This window comes from Aeromonas sp. Y318-1, assembly GCF_027706125.1.
Taxonomy (GTDB): Bacteria; Pseudomonadota; Gammaproteobacteria; order Enterobacterales; family Aeromonadaceae; genus Aeromonas; species Aeromonas hydrophila.
Genome location: NZ_JAPDCM010000016.1, coordinates 85,012 through 107,237, shown reverse-complemented (window position 1 = coordinate 107,237; position 22,226 = coordinate 85,012). Strand labels below are relative to the sequence as shown.

Sequence of the window (22,226 nt, the reverse complement as noted above, 5' to 3'; positions counted from 1 at the left end):
TTGAATGGGTTCATGTGCAGCTCCATCAGCAAAAGGGGATGATAAGTTTATCACCACCGACTATTTGCAACAGTGCCCATCGGCGTAGTAGTGGATGTGGTCGATGACAAAGCCGGTGCGGGTCAGCGTGCGCCGGAGGATCGGCAGAAAATCGACCAGGAACGAAGTAGCGCGTGTGACGACGGCCGGTACGCCGACACGCGCCACGGCCTCGGCCCAGCGCGCGGCCGGCGGTTGGAGCAGGCCGTTGTGCACCGAACCGTGGTAGGTGCCGACCGCCAATGTGAGCCAGCGCTCTAGCTCGCGCAGCGTCAGGGCGGCCTTGTTTTCGGAATCGTAGTCGCCGCGCTGGTCAGGGTTGGAGAAGGTCGTTCCCGGCAGTTCGTCGTGAATCATCTGCATCGCCGTGCCGATGATCCGTTCCACGATGCCGCCATAGTGCGGCTGTCCCAGCGGGCGATAGTCCAGCCGGATGCCATGCTGCTCGCAACCCCGGCGCAGGGCCTCGCTCTTGAACTCGGCCGCGTTGTCTAGGTAGAGCAGCAAGGGCTTGCCGCTCATCTGCCAATCCATTTCCACGTTCAGTCCTTCCAGCCAAGGGCGCTTGTCGCAGGCGACATGCACGAGGCACAGGCCAACCGAAACGGCAGACGGCGCTTCCAGCGTGACGACCATGCCGAGCACGCAGCGGGTGAACACGTCGATGGCGAGGGTCAGGTACGGGCGGCCAATAGGTTGCCGGTCGCGGTCATCGACCACGATCAGGTCGATGACCGTATGGTCTATCTGCACCTGCTCCAGCGGCGCGGTCACGGCAGGAGGCTCGCCGCCCACACCTTGTAGGTCACGAGCGGCATCCTGGCCTTCCCGCCGGCGGATGACCTTGCGCGGGTCAAGGCTAGCGATCCGTAAGGCCACGGTATTGCGCGCCGGCACTCGCAGTTTTTGAGCCTTGCACACCTGAGTGACTTCGCGGTGAAAGGCCGCTAGGCTGCGCTTCTGCTTGGTCAGGAACCGCTTTTGCAGTAGCTCGTGGATGACGCGCTCGACCGGTTCCGGCAAGCGCCCCTTACCTTTACCTCCACCGGACTGGCCGGGCACCAGATCCGTCACGAGGCCGCTGCCTTGCCGGGCACGCCGGATCAGAACGTATACCTGGCGCCGAGACAAGCCCAGCGCCTGAGCCGCCATATCGGCCGCTTCGTGCCCGACCGTCTCCGACTGCGCCAACGGACTGATGATCTCCGCACGACGGCGCGCACGCTCCCAAGCCTCATCAGGCAGAGTGGCCACGCCTTGTTCTGGAATCCGTGGGGTGTCCGTCGCCATGCTCACCTCGCTTTGGTGCACACGAGTATTGAGCATAGTCGAGATTGGTGCAGATCACTTCTGATATTGAACTGTCAGGAGCTGGCTGCACAACAGCCATTACGCCCAATCAACTGGTGCAGTCGTCTTCTGAAAATGACATATTGAACCAATAATTAGGAACCACTTTAAACAGACCGATGGGGGTTTCAATGTTCATACGGGCGTATTTACGTGCATCGACAGTGGAACAGGATGCTGAGCGGGCACGAGAGCTTCTGATAGGTTTTGCTGCTGAGCATGGCCATCAGATTGCCAGTTTCTATGTGGAGAATGAGTCGGGAGCGACGCTGGACAGGCCTGAGCTTATGAGGCTGATCCGCGACGCTGCAGATCGTGACATTGTGCTGGTAGAGCAGATTGATCGTCTGGCCCGTCTCAATCAGACGGATTGGCAAACACTGAAGCAGCTTTTGGCACAGAAACAGCTCTCCATCGTTTCTCCTGAGCTTCCGACTTCCTGGGTGGCATTACAGGGGGACAGCCGCTCCGAGTTCACCAGCGCCATTTTGCAGGCTGTAAATGGCATGCTGTTGGATATGCTCGCAGCCGTCGCTCGTAAAGACTATGAAGATCGCCGTCGCAGGCAGCAGCAGGGTATTGCCAAGGCCAGGGATGAAGGGAAATACCGTGGTAGGCAGAAGGATGAGAAGAAGCGTCAGCACATCGCCAGGCTGTTGGTGACAGGCCACAGTTATTCCGCGATTCAGGAGATGCTTGGTTGCTCAAGGTACCTTATCGCCAGTGTGGCCAAGGAGGCGCGCAGTTAGCTCCAGAAGTAGTAATTTTTGATGACCGGCCCACCCTTGCGTTTTGGGCGTGGGGTTGTCTTGAGGGTTTTCGCTGTCCAGATAAGAGCGATGCTCAGCGCAGTGAACAGCCCGGCGGGCCAGTGCCAGCAGGCGAGTGCGGCAAGAGCCATTAACTGCAACCTGGCCGTGATGGGGCGCCTGGTAGCCCAGGCCAGTATTGGCCAGCACCAGTAAACCGGTGGCAGGCAGATCAGTAGCCATGCAAACAGCGTGTCGCCAAGTGCCATCAAGCCCAGCGCAACCAACGCCATGAGGGCGATATCAGCGATCGGTTTCATGGTGTCTCTCTTTTGCATGCGCCTTGTAGCTATACAGACTCCACACGAAGACAAGCGTGAAGAAGGCCAGCAAGCCTACCATTCCCCAACTGAACGCATCCATCGTGTTACTCCACCAATGAACATGATTTCAGCATGGCACTGAAGGTCTTGGTATTCAATCAACTTATTGAAAATGTTGACTTTGTTCGTTCGTGACAAAGTTGGAGTACTGGAATCCAGTGGCTTATTGACCAGTGGAATCAGCGCCCTTATCCCCGGCCAATCCCTGTCCAATTCCTTTCCACATAACTATCTATCTGGAATCTTGGTGCGGATATTCCAGATAGTGGAATGTCGCTTCAGAACGAGCACCTGGAATATTGATAGGGGCCTTCCCATCTATCTGGAATGTTCGTGCTGTTTTTCGCTCTGGAATGTTGGCCACTCTGTCTGAGGTGAGTGGGAAAACCCGGTGTGCTGGAATTGATGGGGGCAGATTCCTATCTATCTGGAATCTTGGCCTCTGCATTCAGCGAGAGCCAAACCGGCTGACTTGCTATGGGACTAACTCAAGCGATGCCCTTCAACAATCATTCACTACGACCTAGTTACGCCATTACCAGACGTTTCCTTGACCCGAAGGCATGCCATCAAGAGCTGCACCCATGTTGCTTTATGAGTCTGAAATCAATAAAACCCGGCTGAATTTATGAGAGAATCTTGAGCAATATTGTCCCCCGACCGGAAGAGTGCTCATGGCCGAGATCAACAAAGCAACCCTCACCGAAGCCGACATCATCTCGAAATACCTGCTGCCTGCTATCAAGGCTGCGGGGTGGGATGACCTGACTCAGGTTCGCCAAGAGGTGAAGCTGCGGGATGGCAAGGTGGTGGTGCGCGGCCAGATGGCGGCACGCAAGAAGGTCAAATCGGCCGATATCGTGCTCTATCACAAGATGGGCTTGCCACTGGCGGTGATCGAGGCCAAAGCCAACAAGCATGAGATTGGCAAGGGGATGCAGCAGGGGCTCGATTATGCCCGTCTGCTGGATGTGCCGTTCGTATTTGCCAGCAACGGCGATGGTTTTGTATTTCATGACAAGACCAATCCGGCCAAGCTGGAATCCGAGATCGCGCTGGAGGACTTCCCCAGCCCCGGCCAGCTTTGGGACAAACTCTGCACCTGGAAGGGTTACACCCAGGCACAGTTGCCTGTCATCAGTCAGGACTACTACTCGGATGGCAGCGGCAAATCTCCCCGCTATTACCAGCTGCAGGCCATCAACAAGACCGTAGAAGCCATCTCGAAAGGTGAGGATCGGGTATTGCTGGTGATGGCCACCGGCACCGGCAAGACCTACACCGCATTCCAGATCATTTGGCGTTTGTGGAAGGCGGGCGCCAAGAAGCGCATCCTGTTTTTGGCCGATCGGAATGCGCTGGTGGAACAAACCAAGCGTAATGATTTTCAGCCTTTTGGCTCGGCCATGGCCAAGGTCACTGGGCGTACTGTCGATCCTGCCTATGAGATCCACCTTGCCCTCTATCAGGCGCTCACCGGACCAGAAGAGTCACAGAAAGCCTTCAAGCAGGTCTCACCCGGTTTCTTCGACCTGATCGTGGTGGATGAGTGCCATCGGGGCAGCGCCGCCGAAGACAGCGCCTGGCGCGAGATCCTCGAATACTTCTCATCGGCCACCCAGATTGGTCTCACTGCCACGCCCAAAGAGACCGCAACCGTCTCCAGCACCGATTATTTCGGTGACCCTGTTTATACCTACTCCCTCAAAGAGGGAATCGAAGATGGTTTTCTTGCCCCCTACAAGGTGGTGCGGGTCGATATCGATGTCGATCTGCAGGGGTGGCGTCCCACCAAAGGGCAGATGGACAAACAGGGCAACCTGATTGAAGACCGTATCTATAACCAGAAGGATTTTGACCGCACTCTGGTGATCGACGAGCGTACCCAGCTGGTGGCCGAAACCATCACCAACTACCTCAAGAAAACCGACCCGATGGCCAAGACCATCGTGTTCTGCAACGACATCGATCATGCCGACCGGATGCGACGGGCGTTGGTCAACCTCAACCCGGAACAGATGGCCAAGGATGAGCGCTATGTGATGAAAATCACCGGCGATGATGAGTTGGGTAAGGGGCAGCTTGAGAACTTCATTGAGCCGAAAAAGCCCTATCCGGTCATCGCCACTACTTCCGAGCTGATGACCACTGGCGTCGATGCCAAAACCTGCAAGCTGGTTGTGCTGGACCAAAATATCCAGTCCATGACCAAGTTCAAGCAGATCATCGGCCGTGGTACCCGCATCGATGACAAGTACGGCAAGCTCTGGTTCACCATTCTCGACTTCAAGAAGGCCACCGAGCTGTTTGCCGATCCCCGTTTCGACGGCGAGCCGGAGCGCGTCATGGTGATCAAACCGGCAGACATCAACAATCCGGATGAAGGCTTGGGCGATATCATCGGCGATGCCGATCTGCTGCCAACCGATGAACCCGGCGACAATGACGATCCGTTTGCTCCCGGAGTCGATGAACAACCCGGCAGCTACACAACCGGTAGTGATGGTGGCCAGAGTAGCGCTGGGGGCCAGGGCGCAGGCCCGCTGGGTGGCCCCGAGCCCGGGGTCAGCAAGTATTATGTCAACGGCGTGGCGGTCAGCGTCATCGCCGAGCGGGTGCAGTATTACGATGCCGATGGCAAGTTGGTGACCGAATCCTTCAAGGACTACACCAAAAAGACCCTGCTCAAAGAGTTTGCCACCCTCGATGCGTTCACCAAACGCTGGCAAGCCGCCGAACGCAAGCAAGCCATTATGGATGAATTGGCTCAGGCGGGCGTGCTGTGGGAGGTGTTGGAGCAGGAAGTGGGCAAGGAGCTCGACCCGTTCGACCTTATCTGCCATGTGGTATACGATCAGCCGCCACTGACCCGCCGCGAGCGGGCCAACAACGTCAAAAAGCGCAACTACTTCACCAAGTACAACGACACCGCCCAGCAGGTTCTTACCAGACTGCTCGACAAGTATGCCGATCAGGGGGTGACCGAGATTGAGACCAAGGATGCGCTAAAAGTCGCCCCCTTTACCGAGTTGGGGCGCCCGCTGGAGTTGGCCAAGAAGGGTTTTGGTGGCCCCAAACAGTTCGAGCAGGCCATCACCGAACTGGAGCAAGAAATTTACCGTGAGCAGCAGAGCGCCTGACGACCTGACTGCTTCTGAACTACCATGCGGCCATTCCAATGATGGCCGCTTGTTTTATCGATACTCCTGACGCATTCGCCCCTGTATTCGTCATCATTTTTGTAAAAAGCAGAGAATTCCATGTCATCCATCAGCTCAGTCATCAAATCCATTCAGGACATCATGCGCAAGGACGCCGGTATCGACGGCGATGCCCAGCGCCTCGGCCAGCTCTCCTGGCTGCTGTTTTTGAAAGTGTTCGACGCCCAGGAAGAGGAGTTGGAGTTTGAGCAGGATAACTACCGCTGCCCCATCCCCGAGCGCTTCCTGTGGCGCAACTGGGCGGCCGATAGTGAAGGGCTGACAGGCGATGCCCTGCTCGATTTCGTCAACAACGACCTGTTCGACAGCCTGAAAAACCAGCCTGCCAATATCGATCTCAACCCCCGTGGCTATGTGGTGAAAGAGGCGTTCAGCGATGCCTTCAACTACATGAAGAACGGCACCCTGCTCAAGCAGGTGATTAACAAGCTAAACGAGATCGACTTCACCGACAGCAGTGAGCGCCACCTGTTTGGTGATATCTACGAGCAGATCCTGCGCGACCTGCAAAGCGCCGGTAACGCGGGCGAGTTCTACACCCCCCGCGCCGTCACCCGCTTTATGGTCAACCGCATCGACCCCAAACTCGGCGAGCGGATCATGGACCCGGCCTGCGGTACCGGCGGCTTTCTCGCCTGCGCCTTCGATCATGTCAAAGAGCACTATGTCGAGACCTCAGCCGACCACCAGACTCTGCAGCAGCAGATCTTGGGGGTCGAGAAGAAGCAGCTGCCGCACCTCCTTTGCACTACCAATATGCTGCTGCACGGCATCGAGGTGCCGGTGCAAATTCGCCATGGCAACACCCTCGACAAACCGCTGTCGAGCTGGGATAGCGATATCGATGTGATCCTCACCAACCCGCCCTTTGGTGGTACCGAAGAGGATGGCATCGAGCAGAACTTCCCGGCCGATCTGCGCACGCGCGAAACTGCCGACCTGTTCCTGCAGCTGATTATCGAGATCCTGAAAAAGGGCGGTCGCGCCGCCGTGGTGCTGCCTGATGGCACCCTGTTTGGCGAAGGGGTCAAAACCAAGATCAAGCAACTGCTCACCAGCGAGTGCAACCTGCACACCATAGTGCGGCTGCCCAACGGCGTGTTTGCCCCCTATACCGGCATTAAGACCAATATCCTCTTCTTCACCAAGGGTCAGCCCACCAAGGATGTCTGGTTCTATGAGCACCCCTATCCGGCTGGGGTGAAAAACTACAGCAAGACCAAACCGATGAAGTTCGAGGAGTTTGAAGCCGAGATCGCCTGGTGGGGCGATGAGGCGGACGGCTTTGCCGCCCGGGTAGAGACCGAGCAAGCCTGGAAGGTCAGCATCGACACCATTATCGAGCGCAACTTTAACCTCGATATCAAAAACCCCCATGTTGGTGAGCAGATAAGCCACGACCCTGAGGAGCTGCTGGCGCGCTATGCCAAAGAACAGGCTGAAATTCAGACCCTGCGTAACCAGCTAAAAGCCATTCTGGGCGACGCCTTGGGCAAAGGTGCGGCCAAGCAAGGGGGGCAGGCATAATGGCGATCGAGAATCTGATTACCGACCACCTGGATCTATGGACCGCGGCGGTTCGCCCCAAAAGCAGTGCCGGGCGCGGTAGCAACAGCAAGCTGGAACTCACCGGCATCAAAAAGCTGCGAGAGCTGATCCTAGAGCTGGCCGTGCGCGGTAAATTGGTGCCGCAAGACCCCAGCGATGAACCGGCCTCCGTGCTGTTGGAACGGATCGCCGCCGAAAAGACGCGGCTGGTGAAAGAGGGCAAGATTAAAAAGCCCAAAGCCTTGCCAGAAATTGGTGAGGAAGAGAAGCCGTTTGAATTACCGGATGGGTGGGTGTGGTCAATGCTTGCAGAGATCGCAGAGATCAATCCACGTAATGAAAGCGATGATACTGTTGACGCATCATTTGTACCCATGTCTTTAATCAGCACCGCATATAACGGGCAGCATGAATTTGAAGCAAGGAAGTGGGGCGAGATAAAGAAAGGTTTTACCCATTTTTCTAATGGGGATATTGGCATAGCAAAAATAACACCATGCTTTGAGAATAGTAAGGCTGCAGTTTTTCGTGGTTTAACTAATGGAATAGGTGCAGGAACGACAGAGCTTCATATAGCTAGACCATATACAGATTATGTTTCAGCATTCTTTATATTATTAAATATAAAATCGCCTATATATCTCAAAAAAGGTGAGGCAGGAATGACCGGAACCGCAGGTCAAAAGCGACTTGCCAAGGACTTTTTCTCATTCTATCCATTGCCAATTCCGCCATTTGCAGAACAGCACCGCATCGTTGCCAAAGTGGATGAGCTTATGGCCCTCTGCGACCAGTTGGAGCAGTGCAGCGAATCGCAGTTGGCGGCCCATCAGACGCTGGTGGAGACCCTGCTCGCCACACTGACAGACTCCTGCGATGCCGACGAGTTGGCGCAAAACTGGGCGCGGCTAAGCACTCATTTCGATACCCTCTTTACCACTGAGGCCAGCATCGACGCCTTGAAACAGACCATCCTGCAACTGGCAGTAATGGGTAAGCTGGTACCGCAAGACCCAAGCGATGAACCCGCCTCCGCCCTGCTGGAACGCATCGCTGCCGAAAAGGCGCTGCTGGTCAAAGAGAAGAAAATCAAAAAAGAGAAACCGCTGCCGATGATTCGGGCGGAGGAACAGCTATTTGAGCTACCAATAGGTTGGGAATGGGTTAGATTTAGCCAAGTTGCACACTCTCGCCTTGGAAAAATGCTCGATAATGCAAAAAATATTGGCAATGAATTGCCATATTTAAGAAATACAAATGTGCAGTGGGATCTGATTGAGCTTGATGATATAAAACAAATGAAAATCGATGATAATGAAAAAGATGAGCTAGCTCTTAGGTATGGTGATTTATTGATATGTGAAGGTGGTGAACCTGGAAGATGTGCTATTTGGAAGCATCATAATAAGGAAATGTATTTTCAAAAAGCACTGCACCGAGCAAGGCCTTATCAAGGGGTAATGGCAGAGTATTTACAAATTTGTTTAACTAATGATGCTGCTACGGGAACCTTAGAACAGTATTTTACAGGAGCAACAATTAAGCATTTTGTTGGTGCAAAACTGAATGAATATTCAATTCCTCTACCTCCTACTGCGGTACAAAAATTGATAGTAGCTAAAGTCGATGAACTGACGACACTCTGCGATCAACTTAAATCCCGCCTGCAAACCAGCCAGCAGACCCAACTTGCCTTGGCCGAGTCGCTGGTGGAAGGAGCCCTTGCCTGATGAGCCGCATATTTAATGTCTATTGTGATGAGTCCTGCCATCTGGAGAACGATGGTCAATCGGCCATGGTGCTTGGGGCTGTATGGTGTCCGCTGGATAAGCGCCACGAGATCGTGCGTCGCTTGCGGGAGATCAAGCAAAAGCATGGGTTGGCGCCGGATTTCGAGGTGAAGTGGACCAAGGTTAGTCAGTCGAAACTCGCCTTCTATCGTGACCTGCTGGATTACTTTTTCGATGATGATGACCTTCACTTTCGTGGTCTGGTTATCCCGGATAAATCACAGCTAAATCATGAAGCGTTTGGGCAGAGTCATGACGACTGGTACTACAAAATGTATTTCGTCATGTTGAAGACGATCTTTGAGCCGCAGAATGGCTATCGAGTCTATATCGATATCAAGGATACCTTGGGGCATGAGAAGATCAGCAAGTTGCATGATGTTTTGTGCAATAACACGTATGACTACTCGAAGAAAATCATTCATCGGGTGCAGCGGATCCACTCTCATGAAGCCGAGTTGCTGCAAGTTGCGGATCTTTTGATCGGAGCCCTGAGCTATCTGCATCGAGGGTTGACCAGCAGCCAAGCCAAGCTGGCGTTGATTGAAAGAATACGGCAACGAAGTGGTTACAAGCTGACACACAATACCCTTCTGCGAGAGAGCAAGTTCAATCTGATGGTCTGGTGCAGCAGGGGTGGATGGTGATGCAACCTATATGGCTACCTGACCTCATTCTGATGACCGCCTCTGGCGGTGATTGGGGGCGTTTTTTCTCTGCTGTTTATGCGGCCTTCGAACAAGACTTTGTACTCAACAAACCCGAGTTCAGAGGCAAGCGTCTTGGTCTGAAACGTCATCCTGAATATGCCGGGAAATCAGCGACCTTCTGGCACATGATTTCAACTGGAGAAGTTGAAGCAGAGCGAGAACCCGATTTACGTCGATGCGAACGCATCCGCTGGCCCAAACCCATCATCGAGAATGATAGCGATCCTGAGCTGAAGGTGTGGGCTGAGCCTCGTGGCAAGCAACAACGCATCCATATCTGGTTTGAAGCGGAAGGCTACCTAGTCGTGCTGGATGATCGAGGAGAATACATCCTGCCGTGGACGGCATTTTTCATCGAACATGAGCACGAACGGCGCAAGTACAACAAGCGCTGGGAACGGTATGGGAGTTATTGACTGCTAGGGGAGGGAATTAAGCTGGCCGCGCCCTCCGGAGAGGACGGGGCCGTAACTCCTTCTACGCTGACGCCAAAGGCTGGTAGATGAGATGCGCAAAGTGTAACGGTTACCCCGATGATTAGCAACCGACTGGCTGTATGGCGAAGTAATAAGGCGTGTATGCCGACACAAAGACAGATTCAAAAAAACAACCCCGGCGTAAGTTGCAAAGCAACCAAGAGGCCGGGGTCATGTTGCGGGAAACCTTAAAGAGACGCCCTCTTTCAGTCAAACATTTTTACCCCATTTTGTGATGGATAGAGTGGTAGTCGAGTGGATATCAAAGCAGGATCTCGAAGGCTCTTCAGCTAAGTGAGAGCCTGCTTGAAATATCAATATTACAAGGAGTTGCGATGCTACATGCAATCCTGCATGGCAAGGCTGGGCGTATCGAGCGGGAAGGGGAATCCCTGCGCTGGCGCGACCTGTTTAAAGGCAGCGAAGATCTGCTAACTGCCACTTTCTTTGGCCGTCTGCCCCACCTCTCGGACGGTACTCTGGGGGCCGTGCTGCACTTTCTACTCGGTGACAATCCGCTAGACCCGGCCAGCTTTCAACGGCTGGAGCTGTGGCCAAAACTGGTATCGCTGCAGGATCGCCGTTATGTCGAGCCCGATGTGCTGCTCCACTTTGACGACACGCTGGTGGTTATCGAGGTGAAGCCCCCGTTCGGTGGCGACCAGTATCGGGAGCAGTGGCTGGCGCAGGTCAATGCTGTGGTCAGTGAAGCCGAGTTTGATGACTATGAAGACCGGCTCTATTACGTGGCACTTGGCAATATCCCTGTCGCTCCGCTGTCTCCCCCCGATCTGCCGAAGCGCTTTGTCCAGATGACCTTGCGTGAATGGGAGCCACTGCGCCGCTATCTGCAAACTGCCTCCGAGTTTGAATCCTGCCGTCAGGATCGCGCCATCCGCGATGAGTGGCTGCAGGCGTTTGAGCTGTTTGGCATGGCCCCGGTGGTACCTGAATGGGCGCCGTTGTTTGCCTACGCAGGGCGGCTGGATCTGGATTGCGGGGTGATGTCAGAGCGGCAAATTACCCCACCCGCTGAGCCTACTGGTTGGGCTGCTCTGCTCGATTATGCCGGGACATTCCACCTATCTCGCCCCGATTTCTCTTTTTTGAATCACTGACTCTGGCTAAGGATGCCGTCATGCCACACGATCTTGAACAGACCACCCAGCTGGTGACCCAACTGCAACAAGCTCACCGACTCGCAGCCGGTTTCTACCAGCGTATCCTCCCGCTATTCGATCAGATCGCCAGTCAGGCGCTGGACGCCGAGTTCTGGTATTGGGAGCCCAGCGAAAATAGCCGCCCCTGCCGCTCAGGAACCCGCCCTTCCAGCAGCTGGGCATGGGACTATCTGCCACTGTTTGCATCGAATCACGCTTACCGGGACAGGAATGGCGATAAGGCTCTGCAAGGTGATAAGACGCTGATTTTTCGCCTCTATATCGATGATGATTTCCGTCAAAACTCAGCCTTGCGTGCACATACGAAGGGTCAGCCTGATCCTTTGCAACTGTCTGGCAACGCCGTGGTTGAAGTAAATCTGTACCGTTGCCTGCAGGATAGTGATAACCACCTCTGGGATCTGCTCAAGCAGGTTAGCTGGCCTGCTCATCAACCTGACTGGCAGCAAAGTGACAAATGTCATCAGCTTGAGATCTGCTCCAATCATCTGCCGCTCGCCCAGCTGCTTGCCGACCCTGATAGCGTGGCCGATTGGATCAAAGAAATGAACCATCGCTGAGCCTGTGGTTGGCTTGGGATAGCCAACCTAGTGGAGCCTAATGACTTTACTGGCGGTCTCTCGCCCAAATGTCATTTGGCTCTACCAACCCCCCTTCCTGTTCCCATCTTAAATTTCACATCCGAAAATTTTCCAGAAAACGCTGTAAGTGCCCAAAACGGGCACTTACAGCGGTCTGGATTTCGTTAGGTCCCCGGTACGCTCTTGCATGCTGATGTTTGTAACTAGGAGACAATCTGCATGCGCGAACAAAATTCGTCAGTTTTCAGTGATCCGAATGGGGCAATCCTGAAAGAGCTTTATGAGCTTAAGCAGTTGGTAATCCAGCAAGGACAGGCGCAAAAAGAGGTGCTTTCTGCCGAGGAGTGCGCTGAGTTGCTGGGGGTTTCTGTCTGCTATGTGTACCGGCTGACCAGTGAAAAGCGTCTGCCGCATTACAAGCCACAAGGCAAAAAGATCTACTTCAAGCGCGTTGAGCTGCTGGACTGGCTGCTCTCCCACCGCATTTCACCAGACGCCGAACTCACTGAGCATGTAACCAAGCGTGTGCGGCAAGCTAGCCATGGGCGGTTGTGAGGTGGGTATGACACAGGATCTGATTACATCTCTCTGCCCCCGGGATCTCCGGTCGGCTTTTATTGAACCTCCGAAACCCCTCGATTTTGTCCTACCGGGGCTGCCTGTTGGCTGCGTTGGTGCGTTGGTGTCACCGGGAGGGGTGGGCAAATCGATGTTGGCATTGCAACTGGCAATGCAGATCGCCGGTGGGCCGGATTGGATTGGACTTGGCAAGCTGGGCAGGGGAACCGTGCTCTACCTGCCTGCTGAGGACCCTTGGCCTGTACTGCACCAGCGCTTGTTTGCCTTGGGCGGAGGTCTTGATGCTGAACTTCGTGCCAACGTCGAACGAAACCTTCGTCTTATACCGCTGCAGGGCTCCAGTCCGAATGTGCTGGATAGCCATTGGTGGGAAGCGATTGCTATATGGGCTGAAGGGGTGAGGTTGATTGTCATCGATACTTTGAGGCGCTTCCACGATGCCGACGAGAACGCGGCCTGTGCCATGACGCAGGTACTGGGTCAGTTGGAGCGGCTGGCCATGAGGCTGGGATGCGCTGTGTTGTTTGTACACCACACCAGCAAATCCGCAGTATTCCAAGAAGTTGGCGATCTGCAGCAGGCAAGCCGTGGTTCGTCGGTGCTGGTAGACAATGTGCGCTGGCAGGGCTACCTCGCCACTATGACCAAGAAAGAGGCGCAGCAGCTGGGAGTATCGGCAGAGAAGAGCAAGCTTCACGTGCGGTTTGGGGTAAGCAAAAGTAATTATGGGCCGCCACTACCGGAGCGCTGGTTGGTGCGGGGGGAAGGTGGCGTGCTGTATCCCGCTCCCGCTAGGTTGGGCGTAACACGCCGAGCGGGAGGCAAACGTGTCTTGCTTTGAATTGACTCATGCTAGGCATGACCATATGCACTGTCTTGCACCCGGGTTGTTTAGGGCGATCTCGCATGGCCAACGCCGCCGTGACAAGCTGGAGGTGATTTACCGTTTCGGTGGTGGCAATCAGATCGAGTTCTCCGGGCCTGAGCCGCTGGGTGCAGATGACCTCCGTGTGCTTCAGGGGTTGGTTGCCCTGGCTGGACTTGAGTCACAAAGTAACGAGATTGAGCCAGTTGCGGTGAGCGAAACTGGGGCGATATTGCGAGATCTTCTGGATCTTCGTTGGGCTGCCAACCAGCAAAGGGTATTGGTGGTCAGAAGCAGCCTGCGCAAACTGGCCAAGGAGGTTGGATACGCCAATCCTCGGGATACCAATACTGTACGTTGCTGTATCGAGCGATTGTGGAAGGTGTCGGTGATCGCAAAGGTGGCTGGCCAGCGTAGCGGCTTTCGCTTATTGGCGAACTATGTCAGTGACACTCAGACTGATGGACTTTTTTTGGCGCTTAATCCCTTGCTGACCTACGCCATTATGGGTAATGGTCGCCATGTTCGTATCGACATGACAGAAGTTCGGCACTTGAATGGCAGCATCGCTCGGTTGTTGCATCAGCGGCTATGTGCCTGGGTGGATTGTGGTCAGAAAAGGGCAGTGCAGTTAGACACCTTGGTCGCTTATGCCTTTCCCGATGAGGTCAGCACGGCCACCCATCGCAAGCGGCAATCAAGAGTTCGTAAGGCATTGGATGAGCTGACTGCTTTGGGCTGGTCTATCTGCGAACATGCCAAGGGGCGGTTTACCATCGGCCGGCCTGCACTATCACGATAACGGTCACAAACTATCACGAAAGTGGTCACAAAGTTCACGATAACGGTCACAAGCCAATTCAGTGAAACCCAGTTACCGCTTGGGCTGCAGGGCGATCCTGAAATCCGATCTATATTATCTAAGATAATCTAGGCCAGCGCATGGTCGCGCTGGCCTATTTGTTGGCTCTTCCTGGCCATGATCTCGTCGAGGGTGCTTCTATCACTCCAATACGTTGGGAAAATCGAGCATGGCATCTCTACGCCGTGATTCAAGGATGTCTGCATAGATCTCTGTGGTTCTCAGCTCACTGTGTCCCAGCAAGCGGGAGAGGGCATAGATATCGACGCCGCGGTTAAGCTGGATGACGGCGAAGGTATGACGCGCGCTGTGGAAGGTTACCTTCTTGGTTATACCCGCCTGCAACGCCCACCGGGTGAGCTCCATGTTGTGCCAAGCCGAGTACTTGAGGCCCTTGAAGATCCGCTCTGTTGCCTTGCCTGAGCGCCCCATCAGCTGCATCGCCATGTCATTCAAATCCAGGTATTGCAGGCCGCTGGTCTTTTTCTGGGTGAAGACGATACGGTAATGGCCATAGAAAGGCTCCAGCTCGGCCCAGGTCAGCTTGTGAATGTCGGACCAGCGCAAGCCAGTGCAACAAGAGAACAGAAAGGCGCGCTTAAGAACGTCATAGCGGCACTCAGCCTGGGCCATGGCCCGAACCTCATCTTCGGTCAGATAAACCCGCTTGTTCTTCTCCCCCTGGATGACTTTGACGCGTCGTACCGGATTATCCATCAGCAGCCGCTCCTGCTCTGCTTGGTTCAGGGCTGCCCTCAACTTGTTGAAGTAGGCACTTTGGGTGTTGCGGCTCAGTGGCGTGCCGCTTTTGGTGCGGGCCTTGTGCATCAGGTAGTGCCGAAAACCCTCCAGGAACAGCTGATCGACCTCCTCGAAAGTCAAATCAGGCAGTTTATGGTACTGGCGCAAATGCTTGAGGGTAGACACCCAGATGGAATAGTTGCTCTTGCTGCCTGCCGCCTTTTGGTCGGTCACTTCCTGGAAGTACTCAAAGAAGCTGGCCTTGTGGGCGCTCGATAAATCCAGATGGTGTTTGCCGGTCTCGTATTCGAAGAGCCGCTTGGCGCGAATGGCTTCGGCTGCCCGCTGGGTTTCTTTGTTGTGAAGCCGCTGTGCCGGGGTACGCGGCTTGTCGTACAGGAAGAGATCCAGGGGCTCTCTGCTGCGCTTGTGCTTGCGGATGCCTGTGGCGGGATCAAGGTAGGAGCCGGCGTAGTAGGTTAAGCGCGCAGTGCGCTTGCCTTCGGCGTCCGGTTCGCGGAATTCGATGCTGATCTTCATGAGTGTCCCCCAAAAGTACCCCAAGAGGTTACTTCGGGGTACTCTCGGGGTAAATTCTCACGAAACAAGATCAGGTAAGAACAGCCAGTAAAAACAAAGTCCAATATTTACAATGTCTTATGTTCTTTATGGCTGCTTTTTATTGCTGATTTTTCACCACATTACTTGCCGATGCAGAAGCTGGAGAAGATGCGACCCAGCAGATCGTCGGAGCTGAATTCACCGGTGATCTCGGAGAGGGACTCCTGCGCCAGGCGCAGCTCTTCGGCCACCAGCTCGCCGGCCACGAACACCTCCAGTTGCTCCTTGGCCACCAGCAGCCGCTCGGCGGCGCGCTCCAGCGCATCCAGGTGACGGCGGCGGGCCATGAAGCCCCCCTCGGTGTTGCCCTGGAAGCCCATGCAAGCCTTCAGATGCTCGCGCAGGGCGGGCAGCCCCAGCTCGGTCTTGGCGGAGATGCGATAGACGGCGTGGCCCTGCTCCTGGCTAGGAGCCAGATCTTCGCCGGTCAGGTCGGCCTTGTTGCGCACCACGGTGAGGCCGATATTTTTTGGCAACCGATCAACAAATTCCGGCCAGATCTCACGCGGGTCGACCGCATCCGTGGTGGTGCCATCCACCATGAACAGCACCCGATCGGCCTGCTCAATCTCGGCCCAGGCACGTTCGATGCCTATCTGCTCCACCTTGTCCTGGGTATCGCGCAGGCCGGCGGTGTCGATGATGTGCAGCGGCATGCCATCCAGATGGATGTGCTCGCGCAGTACGTCGCGGGTGGTGCCGGCGATCTCGGTGACGATGGCCGACTCGCGGCCGGCCAGGGCGTTGAGCAGGCTGGATTTGCCGGCGTTGGGGCGACCGGCGATCACCACCTTCATCCCTTCCCGCAGCAGGGCACCTTGCTTGGCCTCGCCGCGCACCGCATCCAGTTCGTCCATGATGGCGTAGAGATCGCCCGCCACCTTGCCGTCGGAGAGAAAATCGATCTCCTCGTCCGGGAAGTCGATGGCGGCTTCCACATAGATACGCAACCGGGTGAGACTCTCCACCAGCTGCTGGATCTTGCCGGAGAACTGCCCCTGCAGGGAGTGCATGGCACTGCGGGCCGCCTGCTCGCTGGACGCCTCGATAAGGTCGGCGATGGCCTCGGCCTGGGCCAGATCCAGCTTGTCGTTCATGAAGGCGCGTTCGCTGAACTCGCCTGGGCGAGCAGGGCGCAGCCCTTTTATCTGTAGGATGCGGCGCACCAGCATGTCCATGATCACCGGGCCGCCATGGCCCTGCAGTTCCAGCACATCTTCGCCGGTGAAGCTGTTGGGGGCCTTGAACAGCAGGGCTATGCCCTGATCCAGCGGCTGGCCTTGCTCATCCCTGAACGGCAGATATTCGGCATAACGCACCCGGGGGAGCTTGCCGAGCACTATCTCGGCGACCTGTTCGGCGGCGGGACCGGAGACGCGGACTATGCCGACGCCACCCCGGCCGGGGGCGGTGGCCTGGGCCACGATGGTATCTGTAGTCATCTTGCTTGGCTCATTTGTTCGCTGATGGTTCACAGCAGTGGGGTCATTGTAATAAAAAAGGCGGCCCGAAGGCCGCCTCTTTTGTCATCCATCTTGCCATCGGGAGCGATTAGCTGCGGGTATGCAGGCCTTTCTTCTCTAGCTGACGGTAGATGATGGTCTGCTGGGTAATGGAGATGACGTTGCTCACCAGCCAGTACAGGGTCAGACCTGCCGGGAACCAGAGGAACATGAAAGTGAAGATGATCGGCATGAACTGCATCACTTTCTGCTGCATCGGGTCGGTGATGGTGGTCGGACTCATCTTCTGCAGGTACCACATGGACGCACCCATGAGGATCGGCAGTACGAAGAAGGGGTCCTTCACCGACAGGTCGGTGATCCACAGGGCGAACGGCGCGTGGCGCAGCTCAACGGATTCCATCAGTGCCCAGTAGAGGGCGATGAAGATCGGCATCTGTACCAGGATCGGCAGACAGCCACCCAGCGGGTTGACCTTCTCCTTCTTGTACAGCTCCATCATGCCCTGAGACATCTTCTGGCGATCGTCGCCGAAGCGCTCACGCAGTGCGGCCAGCTTGGGCTGCAGCATGCGCATCTTGGCCATGGAGGTGTACTGGGCCTTGGTCAGCGGGAACATGATGCCGCGTACCAGCAGGGTCAGCATGATGATGGCCACACCCCAGTTCTGGACGAAACCGTGGAACACGGTCAGCAGCCAGTGCAGCGGTTGGGCGATGAACCATAGCCAGCCGTAGTCGACGGTCAGGTCGAGGTGGTTTGCCACCTTGGCCATCTGGTCTTGCAGCTTGGGACCTACCCACAGCTTGCTGGTTACTTCGGCTTGCTGGCCGGCAGCCACGTCAACCAGCGGCGCCTTGTAGCCGATGATGGCCTGGTCTTTGCCAGGGATCACCCGGCTGTAGAAGCTGTTGGTATCGTCGGCATTCGGTGCCCAGGCAGAGACGAAGTAGTGTTGCAGCATGGCGACCCAACCACCCTTGGTGGTCTTGTTCAGGTCGGCATCCTTCATCTCGTCGAAGGTGTACTTCTTGTAGCGGGTATCTTCGCTGGAGAAGGCACCACCACGGTAGGCACTGGCCACCATGGCATGACCCTGCTGGTCTTTCGGGGTAGTCACGGTCTGCTTCAGCTGACCGTAGAACTGCACCTGAACCGGCTCGGCGGACTTGTTGTCGATCTTGTAATCGACGCCAACGGCGTAGTCACCACGCTTGAGGACGAACTCCTTGGTGAAGACCACGCCCTTGCTGTCGGTCCAGGTCATCGGTACGACGACCTGATCCTGACCATCGGCCAGCTGGTAGCTGGTCTGGGCGGCTTCGTAGGTGGGACGACCCTGGGCCTGGCTGTCAGGACCATTGCGACCAACCAGACCGCTCTGGGCAACATAGAGGTGCTCAGGTTGGCTGGTCAGCAGTACGAACGGTTGATCTTTGCCTTCTTCCAGCTTGTGGGCCAGCAGATCGGCAGAGACGATGTCACCACCCTGGGTATCCAGGGTCAGCTTGAGCACGTCGGAGGAGACGGTGATCAGCTTGCGTGCGGTGTTCGCATTGGCTTGCTCGGAAACCTGAGGAATATCACCGGTCTGACCGGCTTCAGGTACGAAATGTTCGGTTTGGGCCACGGTAGTCGGGGCCGGCTTCGGAGCCTTGTCGGACTCCCACTGTTGCCAGAGCAAAAAGCTCACGAACAGCAAACCGATCAGGATGAGATTGCGTTGTGATTCCATAGTCTTCAGTTTCTTCGCTTTGGTTGCGGAACCGGGTCATAACCACCCTCGGATAAGGGATGGCATTTTAATAGACGTTTGCTGGCTAACCAAACGCCTTTTATGAAACCGTGAAGTCGGATTGCTTCTATCGCAAATTGGGAACAAGTCGGAGTGAAACGGCAGCGCGGCCCGAGCAGCGGGCTAATGATTAGCTGATACAGGCGTATCAGTTTGACAGCTACCCATTGCAACGGCGTGACAGAGTGCGCCATAGCTTTTCCAGTAACTTGAACAGTTCCTCGTTATCCATCTCTTTCACACCGGCCTTGGCGATCACGACGATGTCGATAGCGGGCAGATTGGCCTGATTGAGGCGGAAACTTTCCCGAACCACCCGTTTTACACGGTTGCGCCAGACGGCACGCTTGAGTGCTTTTTTGGGCACAGCGAGACCAAGGCGAGGATGTTCGAGGGTATTGGGACAGGCGAGAAGCGTAATTTGCGGAGAAGCGGCCCGGACAGGCTCGGCGAAAACGCGTTTGAAGTGTTCGGGAGTTAACAGACGTAACTCCCGAGAAAAGGCGTGCTGGGTAGGCATTAGACTACCAGGCGGGCACGACCCTTGGCACGACGAGCGGCCAGAACTTTACGACCGTTGGCAGTTGCCATGCGGGCGCGGAAACCGTGAGAGCGCTTGCGCTTCAGGTTGGACGGTTGAAAAGTACGTTTCATGATTCGATTCCGTATTTCTGTACAGTTTTGATTGTCACACTTAGCCGACGCGCCAGCTATAGCGTGTGACGACTAGCAAAAGAGGCCGAATTCTAAACAGAGTTCGGCTTTTAGTCAATCCGCCGTTCCCTCTCTTCCTGCCCTGACCTTGCAAAGGCCCGAACCGGCAGTGAGGATCCAGAGGATCGAGGGCTCCGGATTATACTGGCAACCCGGGGTTTAACAAGGATCCTCCAATAAAAAAGGCGGCAATGCCGCCAAAGAGAGAGCTATTTAAGCACTTTGCGCAGGAACTCCCGGGTGCGGGGATCCTGCGGATCGACCAATATCTGATCCGGCGGGCCCTGTTCCACGATCCGGCCCCCCTCCATGAAGATCACTCGATCGGCAACATCTCGAGCAAATTCAATCTCATGGGTTACCACCACCATGGTCTGGTGCTGGCGGGCCAGCTCCTTCATCAGGCCCAGTACTTCGTCGACCCACTCGGGGTCGAGCGCCGACGTGGGCTCATCGAACAGGATCACCTTGGAGTGCGCGGCCATGGCCCGGCCGATGCCGACCCGTTGTTGCTGACCACCCGACAGGGAAGCCGGATAGGCGTCCTGCTTGTCGGCGAGGCCGATGTCCTTGAGGATGCCGAGGGCGGTGGCACGGGCCTCTGCCTTCGGCTGTTTCCAGACGGTGATCAACCCTTCGGCAATGTTGTCCAGCGCCGTCTTGTTGGCGAACAGGGCGTAGTTCTGGAATACGAAGGAGGCCCGCTTGCGCAGTTCGATGGCCTGCTGCTCGCTGGCCCTGGCCAGGTTGAGCTGCAGATCGTCGATGGCGAGGTTGCCGGCATCCGGGGTCTCCAGCAGGTTGAGGCAGCGCAGCAGGGTCGACTTGCCGGTGCCGGAGGGGCCGATGATGACCACTATCTCCCCCTTTTTTACCTCCAGATCGATGCTGTTCAGCACCTGATTGCCGTCATATGCCTTGGAGAGGCCGGTTAACTTGATCATGATGGCCCTCCTTTAATAGGCACGGTTGAGACGGACTTCCAGCAGATGCTGCAAGCGGGTAAAGAAGATCACCACCACCCAGTAGACCAGCGCCACCGCCATGAAGCTCTCGAAGAACTTGAAGGAGGAGGAGGCTTCCATCTGCGCCTTGCCCATGATCTCGGCCACCCCCAGGGTAAAGGCCAGCGAGGTGCTCTTGATCATGTCGATGAAGTAGTTCATCAGCGACGGGGTCGCGATGCGGGCCGCCTGCGGCAATATGATCCGCTGCATCGCCTGGTAGCGGCTCATGCCGATACTGAGGGCAGCTTCCATCTGGCTCTTGTGGATGCCAATGATGGAGGCGCGGATCGATTCGGCCATGTAGGCGGCAAAGTGCAGGGTTAGGCCGACGATGGCGGCGGTAAAGGCATCCATTCCCACGAAGATGGGGAACAGCTGCGGCAGCCCGTAATAGAGCAGGAACAGCTGGACGAGTAGCGGTGTACCCCTGAAAAACGAGATATAGAGCATCGCCAGCCAGTGGATCACGGGAACGCGAAACACCCGTACTATCGCCAGGGCCAGCGACAGTACGAGTGCCAGGACGAATCCCCACAGGGCCATCTCCATCGTGGTGCCCAGATATTTGAGCAGGATGGGAAACAGCCCCAGCGTGTATTCGAGGTCAAATTCCATCATTTATTTGTCGGTGATGTCGGAAGCGAACCATTTTTCAGAGATCTGACGCAGGGAACCGTCCTTGCGCATGGCGGTGAGGGCATCGTCGACCTTCTTCAGCAGCGCCTGCTTTTCAGGCGTTTTCAGGAAGGGCAGGGCGTTCTCGATGGTTTCGAACGGTGCGCCGGCCTGTTGCAGCGGCAGCTTGGACTCTTTGATCAGCTGGGCGGTGGAGACGCGGTCCATCACGAAGGCGTCGATGCGGCCCAGGGCGACATCCTGCTCGAAGGCGGAGTCATAGGTGCGGATGTCGATCTTCTTGTTCGGGTCGTTCTTGCGCAGCAGTTCTTCGAAGTTGGAGCCTAGGTTCACCGCCACCTTCTTGCCTTCCAGATCCTTGATGCCGTGAATGGTGCTGTTGCCCTTGCGGACCACGATCTGGGCACCGTCATAGACGTAGGGCTGGGAGAAGGCGTACTTGGCCTTGCGCTCGTCGGTGATGGTGATCTGGTTGGAGATGGTATCGACGCGGCCGGTTTCCAGCATGCCGAACAGGCCGGAGAAGCTGGCGGTCACGAATTCGACCTTGTAGCCGGTGCGCTCACCGATCTGGTTCCACATATCCACCTCGAAGCCCTGCAGCTTGTCCTGCTTGACGAAGGTGAACGGGAAGTACTTGCCGGACATGCCGACCTTGATGGTTTCCTGGGCGATGGCTTGACCGGACAGGGCGGCCAGCAAAATGGCGGCGCCGGAGACCAGCTTGATGGATGACGTCATGGGGATTCCTCTCTCTCTGTTGTTCTGTATTTTTAGTTGTAAACACTGGATTTGCGCTGATGTTATTGGAATAAAAGCTAAAGAATAAATGATATTTGGTTATATAAAATAACCGCTTCAGGTCTGGATCTTTGGTGCCCCTGTCGATGGATCTGGCTGTGGGTAACTTTGGGG

The 22,226-nt window shown here is 55.8% G+C and carries 22 protein-coding genes; 11 read left to right on the top strand and 11 right to left on the bottom strand.

Annotated features, from left to right (window positions below):
- Positions 1-60: 60 nt before the first annotated feature.
- A complete protein-coding gene (locus OKB87_RS20400; protein ID WP_000179845.1) occupies positions 61-1,329 on the bottom strand; it encodes a DNA-binding domain-containing protein in 1,269 nt (422 codons plus the stop codon).
- A 191-nt stretch (positions 1,330-1,520) separates the two neighbouring features.
- Between OKB87_RS20400 and OKB87_RS20390 the strand changes: the two genes are divergently transcribed.
- Positions 1,521-2,138 carry a recombinase family protein gene (locus tag OKB87_RS20390; RefSeq protein ID WP_047439809.1) on the top strand — a complete coding sequence of 206 codons (618 nt, stop codon included), beginning with the start codon at positions 1,521-1,523 and terminating at the stop codon, positions 2,136-2,138.
- Here the strand turns inward: OKB87_RS20390 and OKB87_RS20385 are convergent.
- Positions 2,135-2,458, bottom strand: coding sequence for a hypothetical protein (locus OKB87_RS20385; RefSeq protein ID WP_047439811.1), 324 nt, complete (start codon positions 2,456-2,458; stop codon positions 2,135-2,137). The genes OKB87_RS20390 and OKB87_RS20385 overlap by 4 nt on opposite strands.
- A gap of 737 nt (positions 2,459-3,195) precedes the next feature.
- On the opposite strand from OKB87_RS20385, the gene hsdR reads away from it, so the two are divergent.
- From hsdR to repC, 10 genes are all read left to right on the top strand, one after another.
- Positions 3,196-5,661 (top strand): EcoAI/FtnUII family type I restriction enzme subunit R, encoded by a 2,466-nt coding sequence (hsdR, locus tag OKB87_RS20380; protein ID WP_103261034.1) that lies wholly within the window; start codon positions 3,196-3,198, stop codon positions 5,659-5,661.
- 120 nt (positions 5,662-5,781) lie between these two features.
- Positions 5,782-7,269, top strand: coding sequence for an N-6 DNA methylase (locus OKB87_RS20375; protein ID WP_103261035.1), 1,488 nt, complete (start codon positions 5,782-5,784; stop codon positions 7,267-7,269).
- Positions 7,269-9,020 carry a restriction endonuclease subunit S gene (locus OKB87_RS20370; RefSeq protein ID WP_103261036.1) on the top strand — a complete coding sequence of 584 codons (1,752 nt, stop codon included), beginning with the start codon at positions 7,269-7,271 and terminating at the stop codon, positions 9,018-9,020. The genes OKB87_RS20375 and OKB87_RS20370 overlap by 1 nt, the downstream gene beginning before the upstream one ends.
- On the top strand, positions 9,020-9,727 hold the full coding sequence (locus OKB87_RS20365) for a DUF3800 domain-containing protein (protein WP_081990753.1): 708 nt from the start codon (positions 9,020-9,022) through the stop codon (positions 9,725-9,727). The genes OKB87_RS20370 and OKB87_RS20365 overlap by 1 nt, the downstream gene beginning before the upstream one ends.
- The gene (locus OKB87_RS20360; RefSeq protein WP_047439901.1) at positions 9,727-10,206 is read left to right on the top strand and encodes a hypothetical protein; all 480 of its coding nucleotides are present in this window, start codon (positions 9,727-9,729) and stop codon (positions 10,204-10,206) included. Before OKB87_RS20365 ends, OKB87_RS20360 begins: the two co-directional genes overlap by 1 nt.
- A gap of 395 nt (positions 10,207-10,601) precedes the next feature.
- On the top strand, positions 10,602-11,384 hold the full coding sequence (locus OKB87_RS20355; RefSeq protein WP_047439892.1) for a hypothetical protein: 783 nt from the start codon (positions 10,602-10,604) through the stop codon (positions 11,382-11,384).
- Between the two features lie 20 nt (positions 11,385-11,404).
- A complete protein-coding gene (locus OKB87_RS20350) occupies positions 11,405-12,007 on the top strand; it encodes a hypothetical protein (protein WP_047439890.1) in 603 nt (200 codons plus the stop codon).
- Positions 12,008-12,247: 240 nt separating this feature from the next.
- Positions 12,248-12,583: a helix-turn-helix domain-containing protein gene (locus OKB87_RS20345; protein WP_015848536.1), complete on the top strand. Its 336-nt coding sequence runs from the start codon at positions 12,248-12,250 to the stop codon at positions 12,581-12,583.
- Positions 12,570-13,448, top strand: a complete 879-nt coding sequence (locus tag OKB87_RS20340) for a helicase RepA family protein (protein WP_323136994.1) — start codon at positions 12,570-12,572, stop codon at positions 13,446-13,448. The genes OKB87_RS20345 and OKB87_RS20340 overlap by 14 nt, the downstream gene beginning before the upstream one ends.
- A gap of 25 nt (positions 13,449-13,473) precedes the next feature.
- Entirely contained in the window at positions 13,474-14,274 is an 801-nt protein-coding gene (repC, locus tag OKB87_RS20335; RefSeq protein WP_052200084.1) for a replication protein C, IncQ-type, read from the top strand.
- A 201-nt stretch (positions 14,275-14,475) separates the two neighbouring features.
- Here the strand turns inward: repC and OKB87_RS20330 are convergent, their stop codons facing one another.
- The 9 genes from OKB87_RS20330 to OKB87_RS20290 all read right to left on the bottom strand — a co-directional run bounded on the left by OKB87_RS20330 (position 14,476) and on the right by OKB87_RS20290 (position 22,052).
- Positions 14,476-15,615 carry a site-specific integrase gene (locus OKB87_RS20330; RefSeq protein ID WP_047439882.1) on the bottom strand — a complete coding sequence of 380 codons (1,140 nt, stop codon included), beginning with the start codon at positions 15,613-15,615 and terminating at the stop codon, positions 14,476-14,478.
- A gap of 161 nt (positions 15,616-15,776) precedes the next feature.
- Positions 15,777-17,138, bottom strand: coding sequence for a tRNA uridine-5-carboxymethylaminomethyl(34) synthesis GTPase MnmE (gene mnmE, locus OKB87_RS20325; protein WP_139753486.1), 1,362 nt, complete (start codon positions 17,136-17,138; stop codon positions 15,777-15,779).
- 109 nt (positions 17,139-17,247) lie between these two features.
- The gene (yidC, locus tag OKB87_RS20320) at positions 17,248-18,894 is read right to left on the bottom strand and encodes a membrane protein insertase YidC (RefSeq protein WP_011707925.1); all 1,647 of its coding nucleotides are present in this window, start codon (positions 18,892-18,894) and stop codon (positions 17,248-17,250) included.
- Positions 18,895-18,899: 5 nt separating this feature from the next.
- Positions 18,900-19,148 (bottom strand): membrane protein insertion efficiency factor YidD, encoded by a 249-nt coding sequence (gene yidD, locus OKB87_RS20315; RefSeq protein WP_010635605.1) that lies wholly within the window; start codon positions 19,146-19,148, stop codon positions 18,900-18,902.
- Positions 19,115-19,474 carry a ribonuclease P protein component gene (rnpA, locus tag OKB87_RS20310; protein ID WP_016352406.1) on the bottom strand — a complete coding sequence of 120 codons (360 nt, stop codon included), beginning with the start codon at positions 19,472-19,474 and terminating at the stop codon, positions 19,115-19,117. Before rnpA ends, yidD begins: the two co-directional genes overlap by 34 nt.
- Positions 19,474-19,608, bottom strand: coding sequence for a 50S ribosomal protein L34 (gene rpmH / locus OKB87_RS20305; RefSeq protein WP_005307156.1), 135 nt, complete (start codon positions 19,606-19,608; stop codon positions 19,474-19,476). The genes rnpA and rpmH overlap by 1 nt, the downstream gene beginning before the upstream one ends.
- Before the next feature lie 269 nt (positions 19,609-19,877).
- Positions 19,878-20,612: an amino acid ABC transporter ATP-binding protein gene (locus OKB87_RS20300; protein ID WP_017410488.1), complete on the bottom strand. Its 735-nt coding sequence runs from the start codon at positions 20,610-20,612 to the stop codon at positions 19,878-19,880.
- Positions 20,613-20,624: 12 nt separating this feature from the next.
- Positions 20,625-21,293: an amino acid ABC transporter permease gene (locus OKB87_RS20295; protein WP_011707929.1), complete on the bottom strand. Its 669-nt coding sequence runs from the start codon at positions 21,291-21,293 to the stop codon at positions 20,625-20,627.
- Complete coding sequence (locus OKB87_RS20290) at positions 21,294-22,052, bottom strand: amino acid ABC transporter substrate-binding protein (RefSeq protein ID WP_005307144.1); 759 nt, start codon at positions 22,050-22,052, stop codon at positions 21,294-21,296. It abuts the gene before it with no gap.
- Positions 22,053-22,226 lie beyond the last annotated feature (174 nt).

Coding starts and splice junctions, on each gene's coding strand:
- OKB87_RS20295 (WP_011707929.1), bottom strand. CDS start 21,293: ATGATGGAATTTGACCTCGAATACACGCTGGGGCTGTTTCCCATCCTG.
- OKB87_RS20340 (WP_323136994.1), top strand. CDS start 12,570: ATGGGCGGTTGTGAGGTGGGTATGACACAGGATCTGATTACATCTCTC.
- repC (WP_052200084.1), top strand. CDS start 13,474: ATGCACTGTCTTGCACCCGGGTTGTTTAGGGCGATCTCGCATGGCCAA.
- rnpA (WP_016352406.1), bottom strand. CDS start 19,474: ATGCCTACCCAGCACGCCTTTTCTCGGGAGTTACGTCTGTTAACTCCC.
- OKB87_RS20375 (WP_103261035.1), top strand. CDS start 5,782: ATGTCATCCATCAGCTCAGTCATCAAATCCATTCAGGACATCATGCGC.
- OKB87_RS20290 (WP_005307144.1), bottom strand. CDS start 22,052: ATGACGTCATCCATCAAGCTGGTCTCCGGCGCCGCCATTTTGCTGGCC.
- OKB87_RS20345 (WP_015848536.1), top strand. CDS start 12,248: ATGCGCGAACAAAATTCGTCAGTTTTCAGTGATCCGAATGGGGCAATC.
- OKB87_RS20400 (WP_000179845.1), bottom strand. CDS start 1,329: ATGGCGACGGACACCCCACGGATTCCAGAACAAGGCGTGGCCACTCTG.
- yidC (WP_011707925.1), bottom strand. CDS start 18,894: ATGGAATCACAACGCAATCTCATCCTGATCGGTTTGCTGTTCGTGAGC.
- OKB87_RS20360 (WP_047439901.1), top strand. CDS start 9,727: ATGCAACCTATATGGCTACCTGACCTCATTCTGATGACCGCCTCTGGC.
- mnmE (WP_139753486.1), bottom strand. CDS start 17,138: ATGACTACAGATACCATCGTGGCCCAGGCCACCGCCCCCGGCCGGGGT.
- OKB87_RS20365 (WP_081990753.1), top strand. CDS start 9,020: ATGAGCCGCATATTTAATGTCTATTGTGATGAGTCCTGCCATCTGGAG.
- OKB87_RS20355 (WP_047439892.1), top strand. CDS start 10,602: ATGCTACATGCAATCCTGCATGGCAAGGCTGGGCGTATCGAGCGGGAA.
- yidD (WP_010635605.1), bottom strand. CDS start 19,148: ATGGCGCACTCTGTCACGCCGTTGCAATGGGTAGCTGTCAAACTGATA.
- OKB87_RS20370 (WP_103261036.1), top strand. CDS start 7,269: ATGGCGATCGAGAATCTGATTACCGACCACCTGGATCTATGGACCGCG.
- hsdR (WP_103261034.1), top strand. CDS start 3,196: ATGGCCGAGATCAACAAAGCAACCCTCACCGAAGCCGACATCATCTCG.
- OKB87_RS20350 (WP_047439890.1), top strand. CDS start 11,405: ATGCCACACGATCTTGAACAGACCACCCAGCTGGTGACCCAACTGCAA.
- rpmH (WP_005307156.1), bottom strand. CDS start 19,608: ATGAAACGTACTTTTCAACCGTCCAACCTGAAGCGCAAGCGCTCTCAC.
- OKB87_RS20385 (WP_047439811.1), bottom strand. CDS start 2,458: ATGAAACCGATCGCTGATATCGCCCTCATGGCGTTGGTTGCGCTGGGC.
- OKB87_RS20330 (WP_047439882.1), bottom strand. CDS start 15,615: ATGAAGATCAGCATCGAATTCCGCGAACCGGACGCCGAAGGCAAGCGC.
- OKB87_RS20300 (WP_017410488.1), bottom strand. CDS start 20,612: ATGATCAAGTTAACCGGCCTCTCCAAGGCATATGACGGCAATCAGGTG.
- OKB87_RS20390 (WP_047439809.1), top strand. CDS start 1,521: ATGTTCATACGGGCGTATTTACGTGCATCGACAGTGGAACAGGATGCT.